The following is a 19,750-nucleotide window of genomic DNA, read 5'->3' as shown; positions in this document are numbered from 1 at the left end:
GTCCGGGCATGTGGCCGGGACCTGTCCGGAAATACAGGTGATCCTCATGACCGGCTATCCGTCGGGACACCAGCGGGCCCGGGCTGCAGAAGCGGCGGGGAGTGTTTTCTCGTTTCTGTCCAAGCCCTTCAGCCTTGTGGATATTCTGGAGACTGTGGGGCGGGCGCTGTCTGAGGTTCCGTCGCCACGGGCTGCGGTGGTGTAATTCCGTCCTTATAGCTGTCATCCTGAAGGAGTGACAGCGACTGAAGGATCTTTTTCTGAAAGAAAGATCCTTTGCTGCGCTCAGGATGACAAAAAAGTGCGGCCTACTCTCCGACGCCGACCCCACCCCCATCATCCGGCGAAAAGGACGCCAGCGCCTTGCCGCCGGTGGGCATATCCAGTTTCAGGGCCTGGCGGATCTCCGGACTGTTGCTGTCATACGGCTTCATTCCCGTCAGGGGGCCCATCTGCGCGATGATGCGTCCGGCCAGCGGGGCTGCGGTCCAGCCGGCGGTGGCGAGGCCATAGCTCCGGGCGTTGCCGCGGGGCTCGTCCAGCATCACAAACACAATGTACTGCGGATCGTGGGCGGGAAAGGCTCCGATAAACGAGGACAGCAGGGAGCTTTTCTCATATCCGCCTGCACCGCTTTTTTCAGCTGTTCCCGTTTTGCCGCCGACCAGATAGCCGCGGGCGTCCGCTTTCATCGCCGTGCCTTCTGTGACTACCAGGCGCATCAGGCGGCGCATCTGGTCCGAAGTTTCGGGTGAGATGACGCGCCGGCCCTCAAAGAGCTGTGTGCGCCGGACCAGGGTCGGTGTGACCAGTGTCCCGCCGTTGATGACAGAGGCTGTGGCGCTGACCATGTTCAGGGAGCTGACGGCCATGCCGTGACCAAAGGAAATGGTCATGGCGCTGACATCGTTCCAGGGGCGGGGAAGCTGTGGGATGCCGGTTTCAGGAAGCTCGATCCCCGATTTGCGGGTGAGGCCAAGGCGCTCCAGAAACTCCTTCTGGCGGGTAGTACCCACTTTCTGGACCATGCGTACGGATCCGATGTTCGAGGAATAGCGAAAGATCTCGGCCGTGGTCAGCCAGCGGTTTTCAGGATGAAAGTCGCTGATGGAGTATTTGCCCACCCGGATGGGCCGTGTGGCGTCGAACGTGTCCGACAGGTCTGCCAGGCCACTTTCCAGGGCCAGGGCTGTGTTGAAGATCTTGAAGGTCGAGCCCATTTCGTACACGCCCAGGGTGGCGCGGTTGAACATGGCGCTGTCGGTGATGCCCGCCGGGGCGTTGGGGTCAAAGTCCGGCAGCGAGACCATAGCCAGGATTTCCCCGTTGCGGGCATCCATGACGACGCCGCTGCCGCCCGTGGAGTGGAACTCATCCATGGAGGCCTTCAGCTCGCGCTTCAGGATGTGCTGGATCCGCATGTCCAGGGACAGCTGCAGGGGGGTGGCCGAGGTGCGCAGGGTCTGGTCAAAAGACCGCTCGATCCCCATCAGACCCGATCCATCCACACCCGTAAAACCTACCGCGTGGGCGGCCAGCGGACCTGCCGGCCAGATGCGGCGCTCTTCCTGCTGGAACGAGATACCAGGCAGTCCCAGGCGGTGGACGGCTGCATGCTCACGCGGGGTCAGGTGACGCCTGATCCACACAAAGTGCTTGCCGCTTTTCAGTTTGGCCAGAACCTCTTTCCGGTTCAGGCCGGGCAGGGCTTTTACAAGGCGGGACGCGGTTTCTTCCGGATCCAGGACCAGGCGGGAGTCAGCATAGGCCGAGGCAGCCATCAGCGATGTGGCCAGAAGCTCGCCATTGCGGTCGGTGATGTCGGCCCGCATTCCCTGGGCGGTGGACACGATGGCGGCGCGGCGCAGGCCGGTCTCCACGTCCGGCCGCATGGTCATGGCCTCTGCCAGCCGCCAGGAGACAGCCAGGCAGCAGAAGATAAAGGCAAAGCTGGCCAGCCGGAGTCTCTGGCGCGCCTGCTCCATGAACACGCCGCCACTGTTGTCCGGCTCGGTGCGCAGGCGGGTGGAAGGCTGGCGGATATCCAGCAGGGACAGCTGCTCAACGGGTGTGTTCTGTCTCATGGGCTGGTTCCGGGAAAGCTGGCCAGTGTTGCGGGCAGGGCGGGCGCGGGCCTGCGGGCGGGCAGGAGCGGGGGAGTGTCCTGTGCCGGGGACCGCATGCTGGTGATGGAATAGCGCTCCCGCGGCAGGCCGGGCAGTCTTTCAGGAATGCCATCCAGGGAAGCGAACTGGCTTCCGGCTGTGGGCTGGAGGACAAGGTACTGCTGGCTCAGGCGCTCGATCCTGTCGGGATCGTTCAGATAACTCCATTCCGCCTTCAGGACGCGCACGGATTCCTGTTCAGCCAGGATCTGGCGGTTCAGGGTGGCCAGGCGGTCTTCCAGGATCTGTGCCTGATAGCTGGTGTGGAACAGGACCACGCCCGACACAGCAGCCAGGGACAGCCAGAGAGTATTGCGCCAGCGCTTTTTCATGGGGTCCGTCCTTCAGAAGGGAAAGGTGAGTCTGTCCGTACAGCCACGCGCAGGCGGGCCGAGCGGGCCCGGGGGTTGGCTGCAGTCTCTGCCGGCGAAGGCTCGACAGGCTTGCGGGTGAGGGTCCGGAACAGGGGGGGCTGACCCTGTTCCGGATGCGGCGGGGCGTGGCGGGACGGCGCGCTGTCCTGTCCGCCATGCCTGCGCATGAACTCCTTGACGGTGCGGTCTTCCAGCGAATGGAACGAGACAGCGGCCAGCCGCCCGCCGGGCTTCAACAGGCGCGCGGCAGCGCTGAGGGCTTTTTCCAGTTCTCCCAGCTCGTCATTCACCTGGATACGCAGGGCCTGGAAGGTGCGGGTGGCGGGGTCGATGCCGTTTTTCGACCGCGGCACCACGGACCGCACAATGCTGGCCAGACGACCTGTCGTGATAATGGGCGCTGTCGCCCGTTCATTCACGATGGCGCGGGCGATGCGCCGGGCCATCCGGTCCTCGCCCAGGTCCTGGATGATTTTGGCCAGATCCTGCTCGGGCAGGGTGTTGACCAGGTCAGCGGCTGTGGGGCCTTCCTGCGCCATGCGCATGTCCAGCGGCCCTTCGTGGCGGAAGGAAAATCCCCGCTGCGGATCGTCAATCTGGGGCGATGAAATGCCGAGGTCAAAGCAGATACCGCCTACGGCTGTGATCCCCTGTGTGGCCAGCAGGCTTTCCATACGGCTGAAGGGACCATGAAGCAGGGTAAAACGTCCGGGAAACTGGTCGGCCAGGGCGTGTCCCAGGGGAATGGCGCGCGGGTCACGGTCGATGCCAAAGACCTGGCAGGGCGCGGCGTTCAGCAGGGCGCGGCTGTAGCCGCCCGCGCCGAACGTGGCGTCTACCAGAACCTTGCCGGCGGCGGGGGCCATGGCCTCAACCACCTCGGCGCACAGGACGGGCACATGGCTGTACGGGGAAGGAGTTTGCAAGGCTGCGGCCATCACGGACGGCCTCCGCCAGTGTTGCTGTTGCCCGGCCGGATCATGCGCAGGCTGATGTTGCGGGCGCGGGCCTGGTCGCGCGCCTGCAGCGAACGGGCAGCCAGACGCGAGGGCTCCCAGATCTGGAACGTGGCGCCGGCCCCGAAAAAGGCCGCCTGGTCAGTCAGGCCGGCAAAATCCAACAGGTTGCCGGGCAGCAGGATACGGCCCTCGGTATCCATGGGCAGGGCGACCGAGCCGCCGAAAATGGTGGTGGCCAGGATGTCCTTGTCCTCGGCCGGAAGGTCCATGTGGTCCAGGTTTGCGCTGAAATCCTCCAGCCACCGACGGCTGCAGCACTCCAGCGCCTGGTGCTGGAGAGACGGGAACACGACGACGCTCTGGTCTGCCTCACGCGACAGTTCTGACCTGAACAAAGAGGGAACAGAAACCCTGCCTTTCCTGTCCACCTTGTTGGTATATGTGGACAGGAAGATGGCCATGGGCGCTCTCTTTCCCCGGTTCTGGCCGTACCGGATCCCGCAGGGATGGGTTCTTATGGTATATCATGGGACAACATGGGTTGCAATGGAAACAGACGGGAATTTTCTGGTTCAGGCGGAAATAAAAAACAGCTGTCCCCCCGGACTCACGCCGCGCAAGCGCTTGCGCTACAGGTGATCCAGGGTCCAGTTTTCTTTTGATGACAACAGAAAATGGATCCCGGATCGCGCTGCGCTTGTCCGGGATGACAGCAATCCTGATTATATCCGGGCTTCAGCCATGTCCCCTACAGCGCCTGCTTGCTGGTCCAGGAACCAGGCGTATGTATCCTTCAGTCCCTGTGCCCGGCAACCCGGATGCGTTTTCCGGTGATGGAGAAAAGGGGAGCAGGCATGGCGGGATTTCCTTGTTTACTTTCAGAAGCAATAGTTTACGGTAAACCCCATGACAGGATTTTTCGCCTTTTCCCGATTTTGTGGTTCCGTCATCTCTGGCGGCCGCGGAATATTGTAGGCGAAAACCCTGTCATAAACCCCCGCAAGGCCGCATCCAGCGGCCTTTTCCTTTTCCGTACGGACCGCCGGACAGGCCGCAACCCGGACAGGAAAAGGAAAAAGACCATGACTGCCCATACACAACTGGTCCTGAGCGATACCACACATACAATGCTGACGCTGAACGCCCTGTACCAGGACGTTCACAGGCTGACGCACACTTTGCCTGAAGGTTCCGGTATTTCCGGGATCCGGCTGGGCATCCGGATTATGGATCGCTTTGGAAGAAATATGCCCGCAGGTGTTGTTGCCCTTATGCACATCGCCAAAGGGAGCCGGGTGGCCCTGGATGTGTCAGATCCCGGCAATCTGGTCCTGTCCCTGGCCGCCGACCGTGGGGCCCTGACACCCAGGGAGGCTTATCTGGAGCTGACAGCAGCCCTGACGGGTCTTTTGGGGGGATGGGTGTCCCTGCGTATTGAAAACTGGCAGGTTCAGCCTTCACGCCCGCTGGTGCCTTCCCCCGCGCCAAAAACTTGACCCGGCGGGGGTTTGCTGTTATCCAGTGCCCCACTTCGCCGCACCCCTGGAGGCTGGCGGAGCAATTCTGTATCCAAGGAGAAAACCATGACGAAAGTCACTGCGATGGCAGCCATGCCGCGTGAACGGGCCGGAAAGGGGAACGCCCGCCAGACACGCCGCGAGGGCCATGTTCCCGGAGTTATCTATGGCAACAAGGCTGCCCCGGCTCTTGTTTCCATCACCGCAAAAGAGCTGACCACAGCCATCAACAAGGCCGGATTCTTTACCCGCCTTGTGGATGTGACAGTCAACGGCGCTGCCGAGCGTTGTCTGCCCCGTGATGTGCAGTTTGACCCTGTGACAGACCGCCCCATCCATGTGGATTTCCTGCGGGTGGGCGCCAATTCCATCATCGCCGTTGAAATTCCCGTGGAATTCATCAACGCGGACAAGTGCCCGGGCATCAAGTCAGGCGGCGTCCTGAACATTGTCCGCCATACCCTGTCCCTGAACTGCCGGGCCTCGGACATTCCTGAAAAGATCGTCCTGGATCTGGGCAACCTGGACATGGGCGACAGTATCCATCTGGCCAGTGTCCAGCTTCCTGCCGGCGTTACACCGGCCGGCCAGGAAAAGGACTACACCATCGTCACCATTGCCGCGCCGACCATTGCTCCTGTGGAGGAGGCTGCGCCTGCCGCTGCTGCTACAGCAGAAGGGGCTGCTGCAGCCCCGGGCGCTGCGGCTCCGGCTGCCGGTGCGGCTGCACCTGCTGCGGGTGCCAAGCCGGCGGCTGGTGCTGCGGGCGCGAAGCCTGCAGCTGGCGCAAAGCCAGCCCCTGGAAAATAAAACCGTATCAGGGTATTGTGAGAGGGGCGGTATCGGAGACGGTGCCCCCCCTTTCCTTTGGGGATTATCATGCTTGTGATCGTCGGACTGGGCAATCCCGGAGAACAGCACGCGCGCCAGCGCCACAATATCGGTTTCATGGCGGTCCAGGTGATTGCCGGCCGCTTCGGCTTTTCCCCCTGGCGCAGGCGTTTCCAGGCCGAAATTGCAGAAGGGACCGTGGAGGGCCGCAAGGTCCTGGCGCTGCTGCCCCAGACATACATGAACCTGTCCGGCCAGGCGGTGGGCGAGGCCCTGCGGTTCTACAAGGTACCCCCGGCCGACATGATCGTGTTCCACGACGAGCTGGACCTGGTGCCCGGTACGGTGCGCATCAAGAAGAGCGGGGGCCACGCAGGACACAACGGCCTGCGTTCCCTGGACCAGCATGTGGGGCCGGACTACTGGCGCGTACGCCTTGGCATCGGCCACCCGGGCCACCGGGACAGGGTCTCCGGCTATGTACTGCATGATTTCGGGCGCGAGGAGGTGGACAGCTGGGTCGTACCCCTGCTGGATCGCCTGGCACAGGAATTCCCCCTGATGGCCGCCGGCCAGCCGGAGCAGTACGCGGGACGGGTTACGGGAAAACCCTGATTTCTACAGGCCGGGTACAGCGGGAAGATACAGCTGTCGGCCTGCCCGGGTTCTGGCAGCCGTGACAGTCCGGAGAAAGGAACATACACCGGACACTGCCAGATCGATGAAAGGGTGCTTTTCCCTGGCCTGTGGGTCATCAGTCACCAGAACGGCCTGCATTCCGGCGTCCTTCGCGGCCTTTGCAACCTTGACTGTATCCTCCAGCATGCAGGCTTTCCGGGGTGTATCGATCCCCATAAATGAAAGCATGGATCCGAATACGGATACCTTTGGAGAAAAATTGACGTGGTCTGCCGTGAAAATTCCCAGGTTGAAAAGGTCTGGATCCACGCCAAGCCGACCCAGAACCAGATCCGTATGCCGGCGGGGTGAGGCTGTGAAAATGCCGAAGTCCAGCCCCGCCCTGCGGCCATTTTCCATTGCTGCGGCCAGTTCCGGATCAGCAGGAATGACAGAATAGTCGATCCCATTGATAGCGAATTCGTTGGCTTCTGTCGGGTCTGCCTCGTAATGTTCCATAAGACCGCGGACTGTTGTTCCATATTTCCGGTAATATAAAGACAGCAGCTGGCGCAGATCAGGGCCGGGTTCAATACGTGTAATCCCGCTGGCAAACAGTGTTATCCGCTGCATGAACTGGTCAATAACATCCGTATGACCCTCTCCGTGGCACAGGGTTCCATCCAGGTCAAAAATACAGGATTTGCGGAAATACATTGTCTGTCCCTGTCCATTGAAGTGGCTCATTGAACCATGCCAGAATACTTTCCGGAAGGAATTGTGAGGGCCGATGAATAGAAAAAAACCAATCCTGCACCTGATCCACGGGTTTGTAGGCGCGGGGAAGACGACTTTTGCAAAAAGGCTGGAGCAGGAGACAGGCGCTGTCCGGTTCACGTTGGACGAGTGGATGATCCATTTTTATGGTTCCAACCCGCCTGAGGGACTGTTTCAGGAGTATCTGGAGCGGGTTGAGGGCATGATCTGGAAGATGATCGGGCAGTTTCTGCAGCGCGAACAGGACGTAATTTTCGATCAGGGATTCTGGACACGGGTAGAGCGGGATGAAGCCCGTGCAAAAGCCGCTGCCTGGGGAGCCACAGCCAGGCTCTACGCCCTGCAGTGCCCGGATGACGTGACTCGCTCCCGCGTTCTGAAACGCACCGCTGACATGCCGCCGGGGGCCATGTTTATTGACGAAAACGCCATCGCCTTGTTCCGCACCCGCTTCGAGCCCCTGGGTCTGGACGAGGAGGCGGTGGTTGTCAGTTCGTAGCGGCCTCTGCTGCTTCCCTTTATTGTCATCCTGAGCGAAGCATCCTGAAAGGATGCGAAGTCGAAGGATCTCTTTTTATGAAAAAGATCCCTCCGCTCGCTGCGCTCGGTCGGGATGACACAAAGACGCAACGGGTATCTCTATGTCTTCTTCCCCAGTGCCGCGGTCAGTTCGGGCACGAGGGTGAACAGGTCGCCGGCCAGGGCATAGTCGGCCAGTTTCATGATCGGGGCTTCCTCGTCCTTGTTGATGGCCACGATCACCTTGCTGTCCTTCATGCCCGCCAGGTGCTGGATGGCGCCCGAAATGCCCACGGCGATATAAAGCTCCGGTGCCACGATCTTGCCCGTCTGGCCCACCTGCCAGTCGTTGGGCACATAGCCGGCGTCCACGGCGGCCCGGCTGGCGCCCAGCGCGGCATTCAGGGTATCGGCCAGCGCTTCCAGCATTTTGAAGTTCTCTTTTGATCCCAAGCCACGGCCGCCGGAGACTACCACGCGGGCCGAGGTCAGTTCAGGCCGTGCGGATTCGGCCTTCTGGAGCCCCACAAACCGCGACCGGACAGTTACGGAGGGCTGGACAGGGACGGTCTCCACCGCTGCGGTTCCGCCCGTGGCCTGCGCGGCGTCAAAGGCGGTAGGGCGGATGGTCAGAACCTTGACCGGATCGGCGCACTGGACTGTAGCGATGGCATTGCCCGCATAGATAGGGCGGTCAAAGGTGTCGGGTCCGTGGATAGCGATAACGTCTGACACCTGCGCCGAATCCATCAGCGCGGCCACGCGGGGCAGGGCGTTTTTGCCAAAGGTCGTGGCGGGCGCTAGGACGTGGCTGTATCCCTGCTTCGCCATTTCGGCCACGACGGGCGCGAGGGCTTCTGCCAGTCCCTGTGCCAGCGAGGCATGGTCCGTCACCAGAACCTTGCTGACCCCGGTAATCTGCGCGGCGGCTTTTGCTGCGGCATCCATGCCCTGGCCGGCGACCAGCAGATGTACGTCATTGCCCAGCTTGCGGGCAGCGGTAATGGTGCTGAGGGTGGCAGGGGAGGGGGCTCCGGCGACAGGTTCTGCCAGAATGAGAATCGCCATTTCAGACCACCCTGGCTTCGTTGCGCAGTTTGTCCACCAGCTCCTGGACCGACGAGACCTTGATCCCGCCCTTGCGCTTTGGCGGTTCGGTCACCTTCAGGGTTTTCAGGCGCGGGGTCATGTCCACGCCCAGATCCTGCGGTGACAGGGTTGTAACAGGCTTCTGCCGCGCCTTCATGATGTTGGGCAGGGAGGCATAGCGCGGCTGGTTCAGGCGCAGGTCCGTGGTCACCACGGCAGGCAGGGTCAGCTCCAGCGTCTCCAGCCCGCCATCCACTTCCCGTATGACGGTGATAGTTTTGTTGTCGTTTACAGTAATTTTCGAGGCAAAGGTGCCCTGCGGCCAGTCCAGAAGGGCGGCCAGCATCTGGCCGGTCTGGTTGGCGTCGTCGTCGATGGCCTGCTTGCCCATGATGACCAGGTCAGGATTTTCCTTTGCCACGACGGCCTTCAGGGCCTTTGCCACCGCCAAGGGCTGGGTTTCCAGGTCGGTGGGCACATGGATAGTCCGGTCCGCGCCCATGGCCATGGCCTGGCGCAGGGTCTCCACACATGCGGCACTGCCGATGGTGACGGCGATGACCTCGGTGGCCTTGCCAGCCTCTTTCAGGCGCAGGGCCTCCTCGACCGCAATCTCGTCGAAGGGGTTCATGGACATTTTCACGCCGGCCAGATCCACCCCGGTCTGGTCGGCCTTCACGCGGGCCTTGATATTGGAATCAATGACACGTTTGACTGGAACGAGGATTTTCATGAACGGACCATCGCCGGAAACAACGGGTGTTTCCGACGATAGGTCCCGATGGAATGGGTGTCAACGACCAAACCTGTTCAAACCCTGACTGCCATGGCGTCCTGCCTTGTCTTTCTACGCTTCCGGTGCTCACGTACTTTTACGTACGCTTCGCTCCGGTTCTCGGAAGACGGTGGCAATCCGCTCACGGCAGCGGGTTTGTGAACAGATTTATGGTCTTTTTTCAGCTGCTGAGGTGACAGCTGCCCGACAGGCCGCGGCAGGTTCTGTCGGCCTGCAGGTGCGCGTGATGCAGCGTCCGGCTGTGGACAGGGCAGGGCTGTCCCATGACCACGCGGCCCAGTGAGATATCAAAATATCCTGTCAACAGGGACCGCGAGGGCTGGCTGAACAGGGCTTTCCGGAACACGCCCAGAATGTGGCGTTTGAGGGTGCGGGCTGGAATTCTGAATTTGTGGGTCAAAATCATGGAAGCCTCCCTTCGTCCGGTGTTGCACTGTCATGTCCTGTTTACAGGGGGAGGTGTTAACAACAGCTTAACGGCGGCAGACTTCTGTAAAAGTCGGTTATTGTTATCCTGAAGGAGTGAAACGACCGAAGGATCTTTTTGCTGGATCAGATTCTTCGACTGCGCGTCACGCTGTGACGCTCCGCTCAGGATGACATCATATGGGAAAGGCTGTTCCGGATACCTAATGCAGCTTCCGGGAAATCTCGGCCAGATCCCGCTCGATCTGCGGGCTCTGGTCCGCAGTGGACATTTTTGCAGAGAGAGCCTGGCAGCTGGCTGTCATGACAAGGTCCACCAGGCGGTTGCGGATGTCCTGGATCGCGGCAGCTTCGGCCAGCGCGATTTTTTCCATGGCCTGTTGCTCGCGGCGTTTCAGGTGGCGGTCCAGTTCGGCTTCGGCGGCGGAACGGATATGGGCTGCCTGTTCGCGGGCGTGGGCCAGAATGGTTTCACTCTCACCGATGGCGTTCTGGTATTTGCGCTCGATATCAGCCAGAACCCTGCGGGCATCCTCACACAGCTGGCGGGCCTCATCCAGCTCGGAGCGGACCCGGGCCATATGCTTGTCCAGAAAGGTAACGATGGCCCGTCTCACAGGTCTGAAAACGCCCAGCACAAAGATCACAAAGGCAACGGTCAGCCACACTTCAGCATGGGACAGGATCCCGCCGCCGTGCGCTGCGACAGGGGCTGCGTGGGCTTCCAGAGCAGTTTCCTGAACGGTTTCTGTGACAGCTTCTGCAGCGGGCATGGTTTACTCCACAACGCTTCTGACAGCGTGGCCGCTGTCGGGGGAGTTTGCGGTCTTGCCTGACACGGCGGACAGCACATCGTTCACCAGACCGGCAGCTGCCGATTCCAAGGCTGCCAGTGCTTTCTGCCGCGCTTCCGCCAGGGCGGTTTCGGCTTTCTGGGTTTTGCCCAGAAGGCTGACGGACAGGGTCGCGTGGCGGGAAGCCGATTCTGATGCAAAGCGGGAGGATTCTGCGGCAAGAAAGGCCTGGGCTTCCTGCCGTGCCTTGTCCAGTCTCTCCTGGTAGCGGGCCACCAGGGCATCGGCATTTGCTTTCATGGCAGAGGCCTGGTCGATGTCATCGGCAATGACCTTGTGCCGCCGGGCCAAAGTACGTTCAATCCGGGGAACACCCAGAAAGAACATGAACGCCAGGAAGGCGGAAAATATCACCACCAGCCAGAAAATCTGGGGGGCAATATAGGCGGGATCCAGCTGGGGCAATCCCTGTTTTCCTTCAGCCGCCATGGCAGGGAATACAGCAACAGCCGTCCCTGCCAGGGCTGACAGAAAGAAAGCACGCTTCATGGAACTGTCCCGGAAGAACGTCACGGCTGTCAGGCGACGAACAGGATCAGCATGGCCACGACCAGCGAGAACAGGGCGATGGCCTCGGTCAGGGCGATGCCGATAATGCCGGTCTGCTGCAGCTGGGGCGCGGCGCCAGGATTGCGGGCAATGGCGGCCAGCCAGTTCGAGACCAGATTTCCCAGGCCTATGCCCACGCCGGCTGTGCCCAGCATGGCGAGCGCGGCGGCGAAGACTTTGGCGACCTGAAGTTCCATGGATGATCTCCCTGATAAAAAGATGAAAGATGGGGGTTACATAGATGACACCGGACGCTAATGCAACTCCAAAGCATCACGGAGATAGACGCAGGAAAGAAGGGTGAACACATAGGCCTGCAGGACGGCCACAAAGATCTCGAAACCGGTCAGGGCAATGTTCATCATGATGGGCAGGATGCCCACCAGATATCCGGTGACCCCCAGGGCGAGGCCCAGGCTGGCACTGAAACCGGCAAAGATCTTCAGCATCATGTGTCCGGCCAGCATGTTGGCGGCAAGACGGACGGACAGGCTGACGGGCCGGGCGAAATAGGACACCAGCTCGATCACGATCACCAGGGGCGCCAGGGCCCAGGGAACGCCGGCCGGCACAAACAGACTGAGGAAATGGAGCCCGTGCCGGACAAATCCGATGATGGTGACCAGCAGGAAGACAAACAGGGCCAGGGAGAACGTGACGATGATATGGCTGGTATAGGTAAAGGTATATGGAATCATGCCAAGCAGGTTGCCCAGCAGGACAAACAGGAAGATCGAGAACAGGATGGGCATGAAGGGAAGGACTTTCTCCCCCGCGATATCCGTGGCCAGCTTGCGGACAAAGCCGTACAGGAACTCCACCAGCGACTGCCACCGCCCCGGGACAAGCCTGCCTCCGGACATGCCCAGGAACACCAGGGCACAGGACAGGAATACAGCGATAGTCATGAACAGGGCGGACGTGTTGTAGGAAACGTTGATTCCGCCCACATGGAGCGCGGGCTCGTAAAGCCTGATCTGAAACTGTTCCAGCGGTCCTGCCACGTCCTTTTATCCTTTCAGTCCTTGCCTGTCGTCCTGTTTCCTGTTTCCTCTCCCTGTACCGGAACCTGCCGGAAGGCCCTGAAGATGTTCAGGATCCCGGCGATACAGCCGGCGAACAGGAACACAACCAGTCCCCAGGGTTCTGTCCCCAGCCACCTGTCCAGCCCCAGACCCAGAAAGGTGCCTACCAGAACAGCCGAGACAAGCTCGATCCCGATTCTGGCGCCTGCCCCGGTAGCCTTTCCTGAAGCGCCAGGGGAAGGAGGCGTATCAAGGCCTGCAGCTTCCCTTGCCTTTTCAAGGCGCCTGCCCAGGTCCCCGAGGGGGTCTCCGCCAGAAGGTTGTTCTGCCAAGGAAATCCCCGCGGGAAAGGTTCAGGCTGTGGTTACAGTCCTTGCCGGTGCCGAGGGCATACCGGGGGTTCCTGCCAGGGGATCGGGACCAAAACGATTCGGTCCTTCTGTGCCTTTCAGAAAGCCTGCCTCAACAATCAGCCAGATGGCCCCCACAATGGGGATCAGCTGGATCAGCAGGAACCAGCCGGACCGGTTCCGGTCGTGGACGCGCTTGACGTACACAGCCAGGCTGGCCCAGACCATGATGACATAGACAACGGCAAACAGAGCGTAGCCAACATAGGCGCCTGGCGGTTCAGCGCCTAGGGCATACTGGACCGCCATCAGGGGAATGAGGGCCGCCATATAGAACAGCATGAACAGAAGGACACCATACAGCCAGAACTGCTTGCGGCCGATGCGGCCTTTGAACGAGAAATAGAACCACTTCAGATCCATGGGAGTGCATCCTTCTGAAAGAGACCCCGGGCACTGTGGCCCCGGTTGAGTCAGCTTTTAGAGGGGCAGGGTCCTGCTTTCAAGCGTAAAAAAACAGGAGGCCGGTTGTCAGGAGGCAGGGGCCACCAGATTCCTGAAAGTCCGGTTCATGTCAGCAGGAGATGTAGAGCCGGCCACAACATCATGGAAATTGCCATCGGGCATCATCAGGAAAACCATGTCCGAATGGTTCATACGCCGCGATCCGTGGCCACCGGTATGATCTTCTGCTGGCGCTGCATAGACCCGGTATGCCTTCAGCGCATTCTGGATCTGTCCGGGGCTTCCTGTCAGGCCCACAAGGCGGGGATGGATGGCGGACACATAGTTCTTCATGACATCCGGGGTGTCGTGATCCGGGTCAACGGTAATGAAAAGAACCTGGATATCTGTTACTCCCTCTCCGCCCATATCCAGGGCCTGGGCCACGGAGGACAGGGTCACAGGACAGACATCCTGGCAGGACGTGAAGCCGAAATAGACCAGGAAAGGTTTTCCCAGGAAGATTTTTTCAGTCACCGTCTTTCCGGTGTGGTCCGTCAGCACAAAGGGGCCGCCGATAGCCCCCGATGTGGCTGTTGCCACGGCGCCATGGGCGTGCGCCGGCATGGCGGGCACGGCAGGTCCGGCCAGAATGGCAAGGAGAAGGGCAGGCGCCGCAAGCCGTTTCATCATTATTTTTCCCATTCCCGGAGGATATGCTTCCGGTCAATGCAGAATGGGTCAGATGACAAGGTTTTCGAGAACCGGAGCGCAGTATACATGCAAGTACATGAGCACCGGAAGCGGAGAAACCGAAGTCAGATGGCCATTATCCGTTGACCGGGAGCATATCCTATATCATTCCCAGAGCCTGCTTGTAAAGATCCAGAAGCTCTTCCTGTTCCTGCAGGTCACTTTTTTCCATTTTTCTCAGCTTCAGGATCTGGCGCATGATCTTCACGTCAAAGCCGTTGCCCTTGGCCTCGGCAAAAATATCGCGGATATCGGCGGCCAGTCCGGCCTTTTCCTCTTCCAGGCGCTCCAGTCTTTCGATGTACTGGCGAAGCTTGTCGCCCGAAACGCCACCAACGTCACCCATAATATTCCTCCTCAGATCGGCAGGACGCAGACGTTACCCTGGCGTATTCCGTGAAACAAGGTTCTTGCACAAAGGGACGTCAGCCCTTGCCCAGCCGGGTGCGCAGGGCCTTCATGGCCGGTGTAAAACCCTCCAGGTCCAGGGTTATGCCAAGCCTTTCCTTCTGCGGTGGGATGACATAGGTGATGAGAGCTGTTTTTCCCGTAGACATCAGCTTTTCAATATCTGGGGCAAGCCAGTCCCGGGCGAGACATTTGACCTTGCTGCAGGCGTCAATGGCAATGGAAAAGTTTTCACCCTCGTCCACCCTGAAACCGAGGCCGGTTTTCACGTCAACCTGCGGCGGAATGTTAAAGGCAATCTGGGGTTTGGGGTTATCCTTCTGGTAACCCACCGCCACACCCAGCACTCCTGGCGTGGGCTTTCCCTTGTCCTTTGGTATGGCAACCACAGTCTGGGAAATGATACAGTTTTCCTTTTTTGTCTCCTTGATTGCAGCGCATTTCAGCGTCCATTTTCCATGGGTGGAAATGACCTCATCCGCACGGGCAGGGACGATTCCGCAAAGCAGGAGGGCAAGAAGGACGGGGAAGGCTTTTTTCATCAGGGACTCCGGGAAAATCTTGCACAGCGCATAGCCGGACATATCAGACAGGAATTATGGCAAACACGTGTTGGAAAAATTCTTTCCGGCACATATTTAGAACATATTTGTTGTTACAACTGGCATGGCAGGTCATGCCTGTATTAGCAACCAGGAGGATATCATGAAGAAAACCATAGCATCGCTGGCCCTTGCAGGTATCGTTCTTGCCTGTGGTCCGGTACTGGCCGAAACCGGCATGGATGGAGGCAAGGGCAGGACAGGTGGTGAACATTTCAGCAAAATGGATACGAACGGCGATGGTTTCCTGAGCCGGCAGGAAATGGTCACTGCCCATACCCGCAAGGCCAGCGAGATGTTTACAAAAATGGATGCCAACAAGGATGGCAAGGTCTCCCGGGAAGAAATAGCGGGAGCCCGGAAAAAGATGAAAGACGAAGGCTATCAGCATCGCGGTGAGAAAAAACACCGTTTCCAGTCTGAAACAGAATAATCCGTCACCGGATCAGGCAGTCTCCGGACTGCCTGATCGCCGGCGGCTTTCCAGGCCATTGGCAATTTACGGAGAGCAGTGTAGGGTGCGCGGGTTTCAGAGCTGACATTCGCTGAGAAAACCCCATGGCCTCCGAGAACATTTCCACCGGCGCCCCCATTCCCTGGCAGATGAATTTGCAGCCTGCCGCCACGCCCATCATGGAGCAGCTGGCCTGGTTCCACGACCACATCCTGCTGGTCATCTGCATTGCTATCTCTGTTTTTGTCATGGCTTTGCTGGGGTATGCCTGCTGGCGTTTCAGCGAAAAGCGTCACCCGCACCCCTCGCGCACCACGCACCACACCCTGCTGGAGGTCGTCTGGACCGTGCTGCCCGTGGTAATTCTGGTGGTGATTGCCATTCCGTCCTTCAAGATTTTGTACGACATGGACAGGACAGAAAAGGCCGATCTGACCCTGAAGATCACCGGATTCCAGTGGGCATGGGAATATACCTATCCGGACAACGGGGACATTACCTTTGAAAGCTATGTGGTGCCCGACAGGGACCTGAAGCCCGGCCAGATCCGCCTGCTGTCCACCGACAACCCTATCGTTCTGCCGGTGAACAGAAACATCCGCCTGCTGGTCACCGCCCGCGACGTGATCCATTCCTGGGCCATGCCGGCCTGGGGTGTGAAGAAAGACGCTGTCCCGGGCCGCCTGAACGAAACCTGGGCACGGGTGGAGCGCGAGGGCGTATACTTCGGCCAGTGCTCGGAAATCTGTGGCACCAACCACGCCTTCATGCCCGCCGAGGTGTGGGTTGTTCCCTGGAATTTGTTTGAAGGCTGGGCCGCGCTGGCCAAAACAGACCTGGCCAAAGCCCGCCAGTACCTGGTGGATAACTGGGCTTTCGCGCCGGGCCACCAGCCCCAGGTCGTTGGTGATATGTCAGGTCCTGTACGCCATCCTGCAAATTTTATACGGGGCTCCGCAGACCCTGCTCCTTCGACTCAAACTGACTGATTTATGGAATAAACCATGACCGCCGCACATCACACTGCCCACGCCGCCAGCCACGCCCCTGGCTCTCACGATCATCACCACGACCACAAGCCGCCGTTTTTCACGCGCTGGTTCCTGTCCACAAACCACAAGGACATCGGGACGCTGTACATCATTTTTTCCGTGATCGCGGGGCTGATCGGCGGGCTGTTTTCTGTGTACATGCGCATGGAGCTGCAGGCGCCCGGCGTGCAGTTCATGATGACTCCCGATGGCGCGCCCGACGGCCAGCTGTGGAACACCCTGATTACTGCCCACGGCCTGATCATGGTGTTTTTCGTGGTCATGCCGGCGGTGATCGGCGGCTTTGGCAACTGGTTCGTGCCCCTGATGATCGGCGCGCCGGATATGGCTTTCCCGCGCCTGAACAACATCAGCTTCTGGCTGATCATTCCCGCTTTCCTCCTGTTGCTGGGGTCGGCGTTCGTGGACCAGGGCGCAGGCACGGGCTGGACGCTGTATCCGCCCCTGTCCAGCGCCGTCGGGCATTCGGGCATGTCGGTGGACATGGCGATTTTCGCGCTGCATCTGGCGGGCGCATCGTCCATCCTGGGTGCGGTAAATTTCATCACCACCATCTTCAACATGCGCGCGCCGGGCATGACGCTGCACAAGATGCCCCTGTTCGTGTGGGCCATGCTGATCACGGCGTTCCTGCTGTTGCTGGCCGTGCCGGTGCTGGGCGGCGGGATCACCATGCTGCTCACCGACCGGAACTTCGGCACCACGTTCTTTGACCCGGCGGGCGGCGGCGACCCTGTCCTGTTCCAGCACCTGTTCTGGTTTTTCGGCCACCCCGAGGTCTACATCATGATCCTGCCGGGCTTTGGCATCGTCAGTCACGTGATTTCCACCTTCTCGAAAAAGCCCGTATTCGGTTATCTGGGCATGGCGTACGCGATGATTTCCATCGGGTTTGTGGGCTTTATCGTGTGGGCGCACCACATGTTCACCACGGGCCTCAGCGTAGACACGCGGGCCTATTTCACAGCTGCCACCATGATCATCGCCGTGCCCACGGGGATCAAGATCTTCTCGTGGATCGCCACCATGTGGGGCGGGTCGATCCGCTTTGACACGCCCATGCTGTTCGCCATCGGGTTCATCTTCCTGTTCACCGTGGGCGGAGTCACCGGCGTGGTGCTGGCCAACAGCAGCATCGACACGGTGCTCCACGACACTTACTACGTAGTCGCGCATTTCCATTACGTGCTGTCGCTGGGGGCGCTGTTCACTATCTTTGCCGGGTTCTATTACTGGATCGGCAAGATGTCGGGCCGTCAGTACCCCGAATTCTGGGGGCGCGTGCATTTCTGGGTCACCTTCATCGGCGTGAACCTGACGTTTTTCCCCATGCATTTCCTGGGCCTGTCGGGCATGCCGCGGCGGTATATCGACTATCCGGATGCGTGGTCGGGGTGGAACGAGATCGCCTCGATCGGCAGCTACATTTCCTTCGCCGGAGCTGTCATGTTTGTGGTGATCGCCGTGTACACGGTGGTGGCCGGCCGCAAGGTGGGAGCCAGCTATTGGGGCGAGGGCGCCACGACACTGGAGTGGACGGTCAGCTCGCCACCCCCGTTCCACCAGTTCGAAGTCCAGCCGCACGTGACATGAGCCAGATTGCTGTCACCACCCCGACCGCCGACCTGCGCGACTACATCGCCCTGCTGAAACCTGGCGTCATGTCGCTGGTAGTCTTCACCGGCGTGGTGGGGCTGCTGCTGGCCCCGGGGCATATCCACCCTCTGCTGGCCGGCGTGGCCATCCTGTGCATCGCGCTGGCGTCCGGCGCGGCGGGAGCCATCAACATGTGGTACGACCGCGATATCGACGCCATCATGCAGCGCACGCAGCGGCGGCCGATCCCTGCGGGCCGCATGGCGCCCCAGTCGGCGCTGGAGTTTGGCGTGGTGCTGACCGTAGCTGCCGTAGCGCTGATGGGCGTAGCGGTGAACTGGGTCGCGGCGGGGCTGCTGGCCTGCGCCTCGGCGTTCTATATTTTCGTGTACACCGTGTGGCTCAAGCGCCGCACGCCGCAGAATATCGTGATCGGCGGTGCCGCCGGAGCCTTCCCGCCCATGATCGGCTGGGCGGCTGTGACGGGCGATGTCAGCCTGTTTCCCGTGCTCATGTTTCTGCTGGTTTTCCTGTGGACGCCGCCGCACTTCTGGGCGCTGGCCCTGTTCCGCAACGGCGATTACCTGAGGGCCGGCATCCCCATGCTTCCCGCTGTGGCCGGCCCGCGCGCCACGAAAATCCAGATGCTGGTGTACACCCTGCTGCTGCTGCCCGTGGCCTTGGCCCCATGGTTCCTGGGCTTTTCCGGCAAGGCGTACGGAGCCTGCGCAGCGCTGCTCAGCCTCATGTTCATCCGCCATGCGGTAAGCGTCATGCGCGATCCCACCGACCGCTCCGCCCGCCGCATGTTCGGCTTTTCCATCCTGTACCTGTTCGCCCTGTTCGGCCTGATGGCAGCAGACCATCTGGCACGGCAGGTCTGGCTGTGAAGCCAGGCGCTGTTGCATTTTCCTTCCCGGTCGTCCAGCAGATCTGCGTTCTGGGGGACAGTATCGCGGCGGGTTTTTTTGACGAGGAAGGCCTGGGCTGGGCCAGCCGCCTGTCCCAGAAGCTGGCCCGGGAATTCCCCCTGCAATACGGTGTCCAGAACGCCAGTGTCAGCGGCGACACGACGCTGGATGCCTGGCACACGCTCAACAGCCACGTGACGCGTCTGAACCCGGCGATCCTGATCATCGCCCTGGGCGTTAACGACGTGTGCGTCTATGAAGGCGTCGGGCCCGGAGTACAGGCCTGTCCCTGGCCGGACCGGATCTTCATGTGGCACGGGATGCTGGATTATGTGCAGAAAATGGGATGGAAAACCCTGATCGTGGGACCGACGGCCGCAGGAGCCGATATCGCCCGCTATCCCGTTCGCCGGGGCCTTTTGCCGCAGATCACCGGCTTCCGGTTCGAGCAGGCCCACATTCGCCGGTACAACGACGACCTGCAGAAACTGTGCGCTGAACGAAAAGTCCCCTTCCTGCGGGTGTTTGAGACATGGGAACAGCGCCTGGCCAGCAGCGAGAGCCTGCTTGGCCGACGGTCTCCACCCAAACGCCCGTGGCCATGAACTCCTCAGCCAGCAGGTGCTTCAGGGGTTGAAGGAGCATGGGCTGGTCGGATGATGTTTCTTTTTACCATTTCAC

Annotated in this window: 27 protein-coding genes; 10 read left to right on the top strand and 17 right to left on the bottom strand. The window is 60.4% G+C overall.

What is annotated here, in order from left to right; genetic code table 11:
- The coding region (locus M3O22_03400; GenBank protein ID MDP9195804.1) for a hypothetical protein at positions 1 to 205 on the top strand (205 nt) is incomplete at its 5' end.
- A 103-nt stretch (positions 206 to 308) separates the two neighbouring features.
- On the opposite strand, the gene M3O22_03395 is transcribed toward M3O22_03400, so the two are convergent.
- Genes M3O22_03395 through M3O22_03380 form a run of 4 tightly spaced genes read right to left on the bottom strand, consistent with a single transcriptional unit; the run spans position 309 to position 3,959 of the window.
- The gene (locus M3O22_03395; GenBank protein ID MDP9195803.1) at positions 309 to 2,084 is read right to left on the bottom strand and encodes a penicillin-binding protein 2; all 1,776 of its coding nucleotides are present in this window, start codon (positions 2,082 to 2,084) and stop codon (positions 309 to 311) included.
- Positions 2,081 to 2,497 carry a hypothetical protein gene (locus M3O22_03390; protein MDP9195802.1) on the bottom strand — a complete coding sequence of 139 codons (417 nt, stop codon included), beginning with the start codon at positions 2,495 to 2,497 and terminating at the stop codon, positions 2,081 to 2,083. Before M3O22_03390 ends, M3O22_03395 begins: the two co-directional genes overlap by 4 nt.
- Complete coding sequence (gene rsmH, locus M3O22_03385) at positions 2,494 to 3,477, bottom strand: 16S rRNA (cytosine(1402)-N(4))-methyltransferase RsmH (GenBank protein ID MDP9195801.1); 984 nt, start codon at positions 3,475 to 3,477, stop codon at positions 2,494 to 2,496. Before rsmH ends, M3O22_03390 begins: the two co-directional genes overlap by 4 nt.
- Positions 3,477 to 3,959, bottom strand: a complete 483-nt coding sequence (locus M3O22_03380; protein MDP9195800.1) for a hypothetical protein — start codon at positions 3,957 to 3,959, stop codon at positions 3,477 to 3,479. Before M3O22_03380 ends, rsmH begins: the two co-directional genes overlap by 1 nt.
- Before the next feature lie 621 nt (positions 3,960 to 4,580).
- Between M3O22_03380 and M3O22_03375 the strand changes: the two genes are divergently transcribed.
- The 3 genes from M3O22_03375 (at position 4,581) to pth (ending at position 6,461) form a co-directional block, all read left to right on the top strand.
- On the top strand, positions 4,581 to 4,994 hold the full coding sequence (locus M3O22_03375; protein MDP9195799.1) for a hypothetical protein: 414 nt from the start codon (positions 4,581 to 4,583) through the stop codon (positions 4,992 to 4,994).
- Positions 4,995 to 5,081: 87 nt separating this feature from the next.
- Positions 5,082 to 5,825, top strand: a complete 744-nt coding sequence (locus tag M3O22_03370; GenBank protein MDP9195798.1) for a 50S ribosomal protein L25/general stress protein Ctc — start codon at positions 5,082 to 5,084, stop codon at positions 5,823 to 5,825.
- A 69-nt stretch (positions 5,826 to 5,894) separates the two neighbouring features.
- Positions 5,895 to 6,461, top strand: a complete 567-nt coding sequence (pth, locus tag M3O22_03365; GenBank protein MDP9195797.1) for an aminoacyl-tRNA hydrolase — start codon at positions 5,895 to 5,897, stop codon at positions 6,459 to 6,461.
- Between the two features lie 3 nt (positions 6,462 to 6,464).
- Here the strand turns inward: pth and M3O22_03360 are convergent, their stop codons facing one another.
- Positions 6,465 to 7,211, bottom strand: a complete 747-nt coding sequence (locus M3O22_03360) for an HAD family hydrolase (protein ID MDP9195796.1) — start codon at positions 7,209 to 7,211, stop codon at positions 6,465 to 6,467.
- A 43-nt stretch (positions 7,212 to 7,254) separates the two neighbouring features.
- Here M3O22_03360 and M3O22_03355 point away from each other — a divergent pair, with 43 nt between their 5' ends.
- Positions 7,255 to 7,740: an ATP-binding protein gene (locus M3O22_03355; protein ID MDP9195795.1), complete on the top strand. Its 486-nt coding sequence runs from the start codon at positions 7,255 to 7,257 to the stop codon at positions 7,738 to 7,740.
- Positions 7,741 to 7,880: 140 nt separating this feature from the next.
- On the opposite strand, the gene M3O22_03350 is transcribed toward M3O22_03355, so the two are convergent.
- The 12 genes from M3O22_03350 to M3O22_03295 all read right to left on the bottom strand — a co-directional run bounded on the left by M3O22_03350 (position 7,881) and on the right by M3O22_03295 (position 14,996).
- On the bottom strand, positions 7,881 to 8,828 hold the full coding sequence (locus M3O22_03350; GenBank protein ID MDP9195794.1) for an FAD-binding protein: 948 nt from the start codon (positions 8,826 to 8,828) through the stop codon (positions 7,881 to 7,883).
- A 1-nt stretch (position 8,829) separates the two neighbouring features.
- Complete coding sequence (locus tag M3O22_03345; protein MDP9195793.1) at positions 8,830 to 9,582, bottom strand: electron transfer flavoprotein subunit beta/FixA family protein; 753 nt, start codon at positions 9,580 to 9,582, stop codon at positions 8,830 to 8,832.
- Positions 9,583 to 9,805: 223 nt separating this feature from the next.
- Positions 9,806 to 10,051 (bottom strand): hypothetical protein, encoded by a 246-nt coding sequence (locus M3O22_03340; GenBank protein ID MDP9195792.1) that lies wholly within the window; start codon positions 10,049 to 10,051, stop codon positions 9,806 to 9,808.
- 223 nt (positions 10,052 to 10,274) lie between these two features.
- Positions 10,275 to 10,844, bottom strand: coding sequence for a F0F1 ATP synthase subunit B (locus M3O22_03335; protein MDP9195791.1), 570 nt, complete (start codon positions 10,842 to 10,844; stop codon positions 10,275 to 10,277).
- Positions 10,845 to 10,847: 3 nt separating this feature from the next.
- Positions 10,848 to 11,414, bottom strand: a complete 567-nt coding sequence (locus M3O22_03330) for a hypothetical protein (GenBank protein MDP9195790.1) — start codon at positions 11,412 to 11,414, stop codon at positions 10,848 to 10,850.
- Positions 11,415 to 11,443: 29 nt separating this feature from the next.
- Positions 11,444 to 11,671 (bottom strand): F0F1 ATP synthase subunit C, encoded by a 228-nt coding sequence (locus tag M3O22_03325; GenBank protein ID MDP9195789.1) that lies wholly within the window; start codon positions 11,669 to 11,671, stop codon positions 11,444 to 11,446.
- 57 nt (positions 11,672 to 11,728) lie between these two features.
- Positions 11,729 to 12,478, bottom strand: a complete 750-nt coding sequence (locus M3O22_03320) for a F0F1 ATP synthase subunit A (protein ID MDP9195788.1) — start codon at positions 12,476 to 12,478, stop codon at positions 11,729 to 11,731.
- A 14-nt stretch (positions 12,479 to 12,492) separates the two neighbouring features.
- Positions 12,493 to 12,831, bottom strand: a complete 339-nt coding sequence (locus M3O22_03315; protein ID MDP9195787.1) for an AtpZ/AtpI family protein — start codon at positions 12,829 to 12,831, stop codon at positions 12,493 to 12,495.
- A gap of 21 nt (positions 12,832 to 12,852) precedes the next feature.
- Positions 12,853 to 13,272 carry a DUF805 domain-containing protein gene (locus M3O22_03310; GenBank protein MDP9195786.1) on the bottom strand — a complete coding sequence of 140 codons (420 nt, stop codon included), beginning with the start codon at positions 13,270 to 13,272 and terminating at the stop codon, positions 12,853 to 12,855.
- A gap of 108 nt (positions 13,273 to 13,380) precedes the next feature.
- Complete coding sequence (locus M3O22_03305) at positions 13,381 to 13,986, bottom strand: SCO family protein (GenBank protein MDP9195785.1); 606 nt, start codon at positions 13,984 to 13,986, stop codon at positions 13,381 to 13,383.
- Between the two features lie 160 nt (positions 13,987 to 14,146).
- Positions 14,147 to 14,392, bottom strand: a complete 246-nt coding sequence (locus M3O22_03300; GenBank protein MDP9195784.1) for a DUF2312 domain-containing protein — start codon at positions 14,390 to 14,392, stop codon at positions 14,147 to 14,149.
- A gap of 79 nt (positions 14,393 to 14,471) precedes the next feature.
- Positions 14,472 to 14,996, bottom strand: coding sequence for an invasion associated locus B family protein (locus M3O22_03295; protein ID MDP9195783.1), 525 nt, complete (start codon positions 14,994 to 14,996; stop codon positions 14,472 to 14,474).
- Positions 14,997 to 15,159: 163 nt separating this feature from the next.
- On the opposite strand from M3O22_03295, the gene M3O22_03290 reads away from it, so the two are divergent.
- The 5 genes from M3O22_03290 (at position 15,160) to M3O22_03270 (ending at position 19,674) form a co-directional block, all read left to right on the top strand.
- A complete protein-coding gene (locus M3O22_03290) occupies positions 15,160 to 15,489 on the top strand; it encodes an EF-hand domain-containing protein (protein MDP9195782.1) in 330 nt (109 codons plus the stop codon).
- A gap of 125 nt (positions 15,490 to 15,614) precedes the next feature.
- The gene (gene coxB, locus M3O22_03285; protein MDP9195781.1) at positions 15,615 to 16,499 is read left to right on the top strand and encodes a cytochrome c oxidase subunit II; all 885 of its coding nucleotides are present in this window, start codon (positions 15,615 to 15,617) and stop codon (positions 16,497 to 16,499) included.
- Positions 16,500 to 16,514: 15 nt separating this feature from the next.
- Positions 16,515 to 18,155: a cytochrome c oxidase subunit I gene (gene ctaD, locus M3O22_03280; GenBank protein ID MDP9195780.1), complete on the top strand. Its 1,641-nt coding sequence runs from the start codon at positions 16,515 to 16,517 to the stop codon at positions 18,153 to 18,155.
- Positions 18,152 to 19,048 (top strand): heme o synthase, encoded by an 897-nt coding sequence (gene cyoE, locus M3O22_03275; GenBank protein MDP9195779.1) that lies wholly within the window; start codon positions 18,152 to 18,154, stop codon positions 19,046 to 19,048. The genes ctaD and cyoE overlap by 4 nt, the downstream gene beginning before the upstream one ends.
- Positions 19,045 to 19,674, top strand: a complete 630-nt coding sequence (locus M3O22_03270; protein ID MDP9195778.1) for an SGNH/GDSL hydrolase family protein — start codon at positions 19,045 to 19,047, stop codon at positions 19,672 to 19,674. The genes cyoE and M3O22_03270 overlap by 4 nt, the downstream gene beginning before the upstream one ends.
- Positions 19,675 to 19,750: the final 76 nt, after the last annotated feature.

This window comes from Pseudomonadota bacterium (assembly GCA_030775045.1).
Lineage (GTDB): Bacteria > Pseudomonadota > Alphaproteobacteria > JALYJY01 > JALYJY01 > JALYJY01.
This window is presented reverse-complemented; position numbering and strand designations above follow the sequence as displayed.

Coding starts and splice junctions, on each gene's coding strand:
- M3O22_03290 (MDP9195782.1), top strand. CDS start 15,160: ATGAAGAAAACCATAGCATCGCTGGCCCTTGCAGGTATCGTTCTTGCC.
- M3O22_03300 (MDP9195784.1), bottom strand. CDS start 14,392: ATGGGTGACGTTGGTGGCGTTTCGGGCGACAAGCTTCGCCAGTACATC.
- M3O22_03305 (MDP9195785.1), bottom strand. CDS start 13,986: ATGATGAAACGGCTTGCGGCGCCTGCCCTTCTCCTTGCCATTCTGGCC.
- M3O22_03350 (MDP9195794.1), bottom strand. CDS start 8,828: ATGGCGATTCTCATTCTGGCAGAACCTGTCGCCGGAGCCCCCTCCCCT.
- M3O22_03330 (MDP9195790.1), bottom strand. CDS start 11,414: ATGAAGCGTGCTTTCTTTCTGTCAGCCCTGGCAGGGACGGCTGTTGCT.
- cyoE (MDP9195779.1), top strand. CDS start 18,152: ATGAGCCAGATTGCTGTCACCACCCCGACCGCCGACCTGCGCGACTAC.
- M3O22_03380 (MDP9195800.1), bottom strand. CDS start 3,959: ATGGCCATCTTCCTGTCCACATATACCAACAAGGTGGACAGGAAAGGC.
- M3O22_03335 (MDP9195791.1), bottom strand. CDS start 10,844: ATGCCCGCTGCAGAAGCTGTCACAGAAACCGTTCAGGAAACTGCTCTG.
- M3O22_03310 (MDP9195786.1), bottom strand. CDS start 13,272: ATGGATCTGAAGTGGTTCTATTTCTCGTTCAAAGGCCGCATCGGCCGC.
- M3O22_03345 (MDP9195793.1), bottom strand. CDS start 9,582: ATGAAAATCCTCGTTCCAGTCAAACGTGTCATTGATTCCAATATCAAG.
- M3O22_03340 (MDP9195792.1), bottom strand. CDS start 10,051: ATGATTTTGACCCACAAATTCAGAATTCCAGCCCGCACCCTCAAACGC.
- ctaD (MDP9195780.1), top strand. CDS start 16,515: ATGACCGCCGCACATCACACTGCCCACGCCGCCAGCCACGCCCCTGGC.
- pth (MDP9195797.1), top strand. CDS start 5,895: ATGCTTGTGATCGTCGGACTGGGCAATCCCGGAGAACAGCACGCGCGC.
- M3O22_03390 (MDP9195802.1), bottom strand. CDS start 2,497: ATGAAAAAGCGCTGGCGCAATACTCTCTGGCTGTCCCTGGCTGCTGTG.
- M3O22_03325 (MDP9195789.1), bottom strand. CDS start 11,671: ATGGAACTTCAGGTCGCCAAAGTCTTCGCCGCCGCGCTCGCCATGCTG.
- M3O22_03360 (MDP9195796.1), bottom strand. CDS start 7,211: ATGAGCCACTTCAATGGACAGGGACAGACAATGTATTTCCGCAAATCC.
- coxB (MDP9195781.1), top strand. CDS start 15,615: ATGGCCTCCGAGAACATTTCCACCGGCGCCCCCATTCCCTGGCAGATG.
- M3O22_03370 (MDP9195798.1), top strand. CDS start 5,082: ATGACGAAAGTCACTGCGATGGCAGCCATGCCGCGTGAACGGGCCGGA.
- M3O22_03295 (MDP9195783.1), bottom strand. CDS start 14,996: ATGAAAAAAGCCTTCCCCGTCCTTCTTGCCCTCCTGCTTTGCGGAATC.
- M3O22_03375 (MDP9195799.1), top strand. CDS start 4,581: ATGACTGCCCATACACAACTGGTCCTGAGCGATACCACACATACAATG.
- M3O22_03355 (MDP9195795.1), top strand. CDS start 7,255: ATGAATAGAAAAAAACCAATCCTGCACCTGATCCACGGGTTTGTAGGC.
- M3O22_03395 (MDP9195803.1), bottom strand. CDS start 2,084: ATGAGACAGAACACACCCGTTGAGCAGCTGTCCCTGCTGGATATCCGC.
- rsmH (MDP9195801.1), bottom strand. CDS start 3,477: ATGGCCGCAGCCTTGCAAACTCCTTCCCCGTACAGCCATGTGCCCGTC.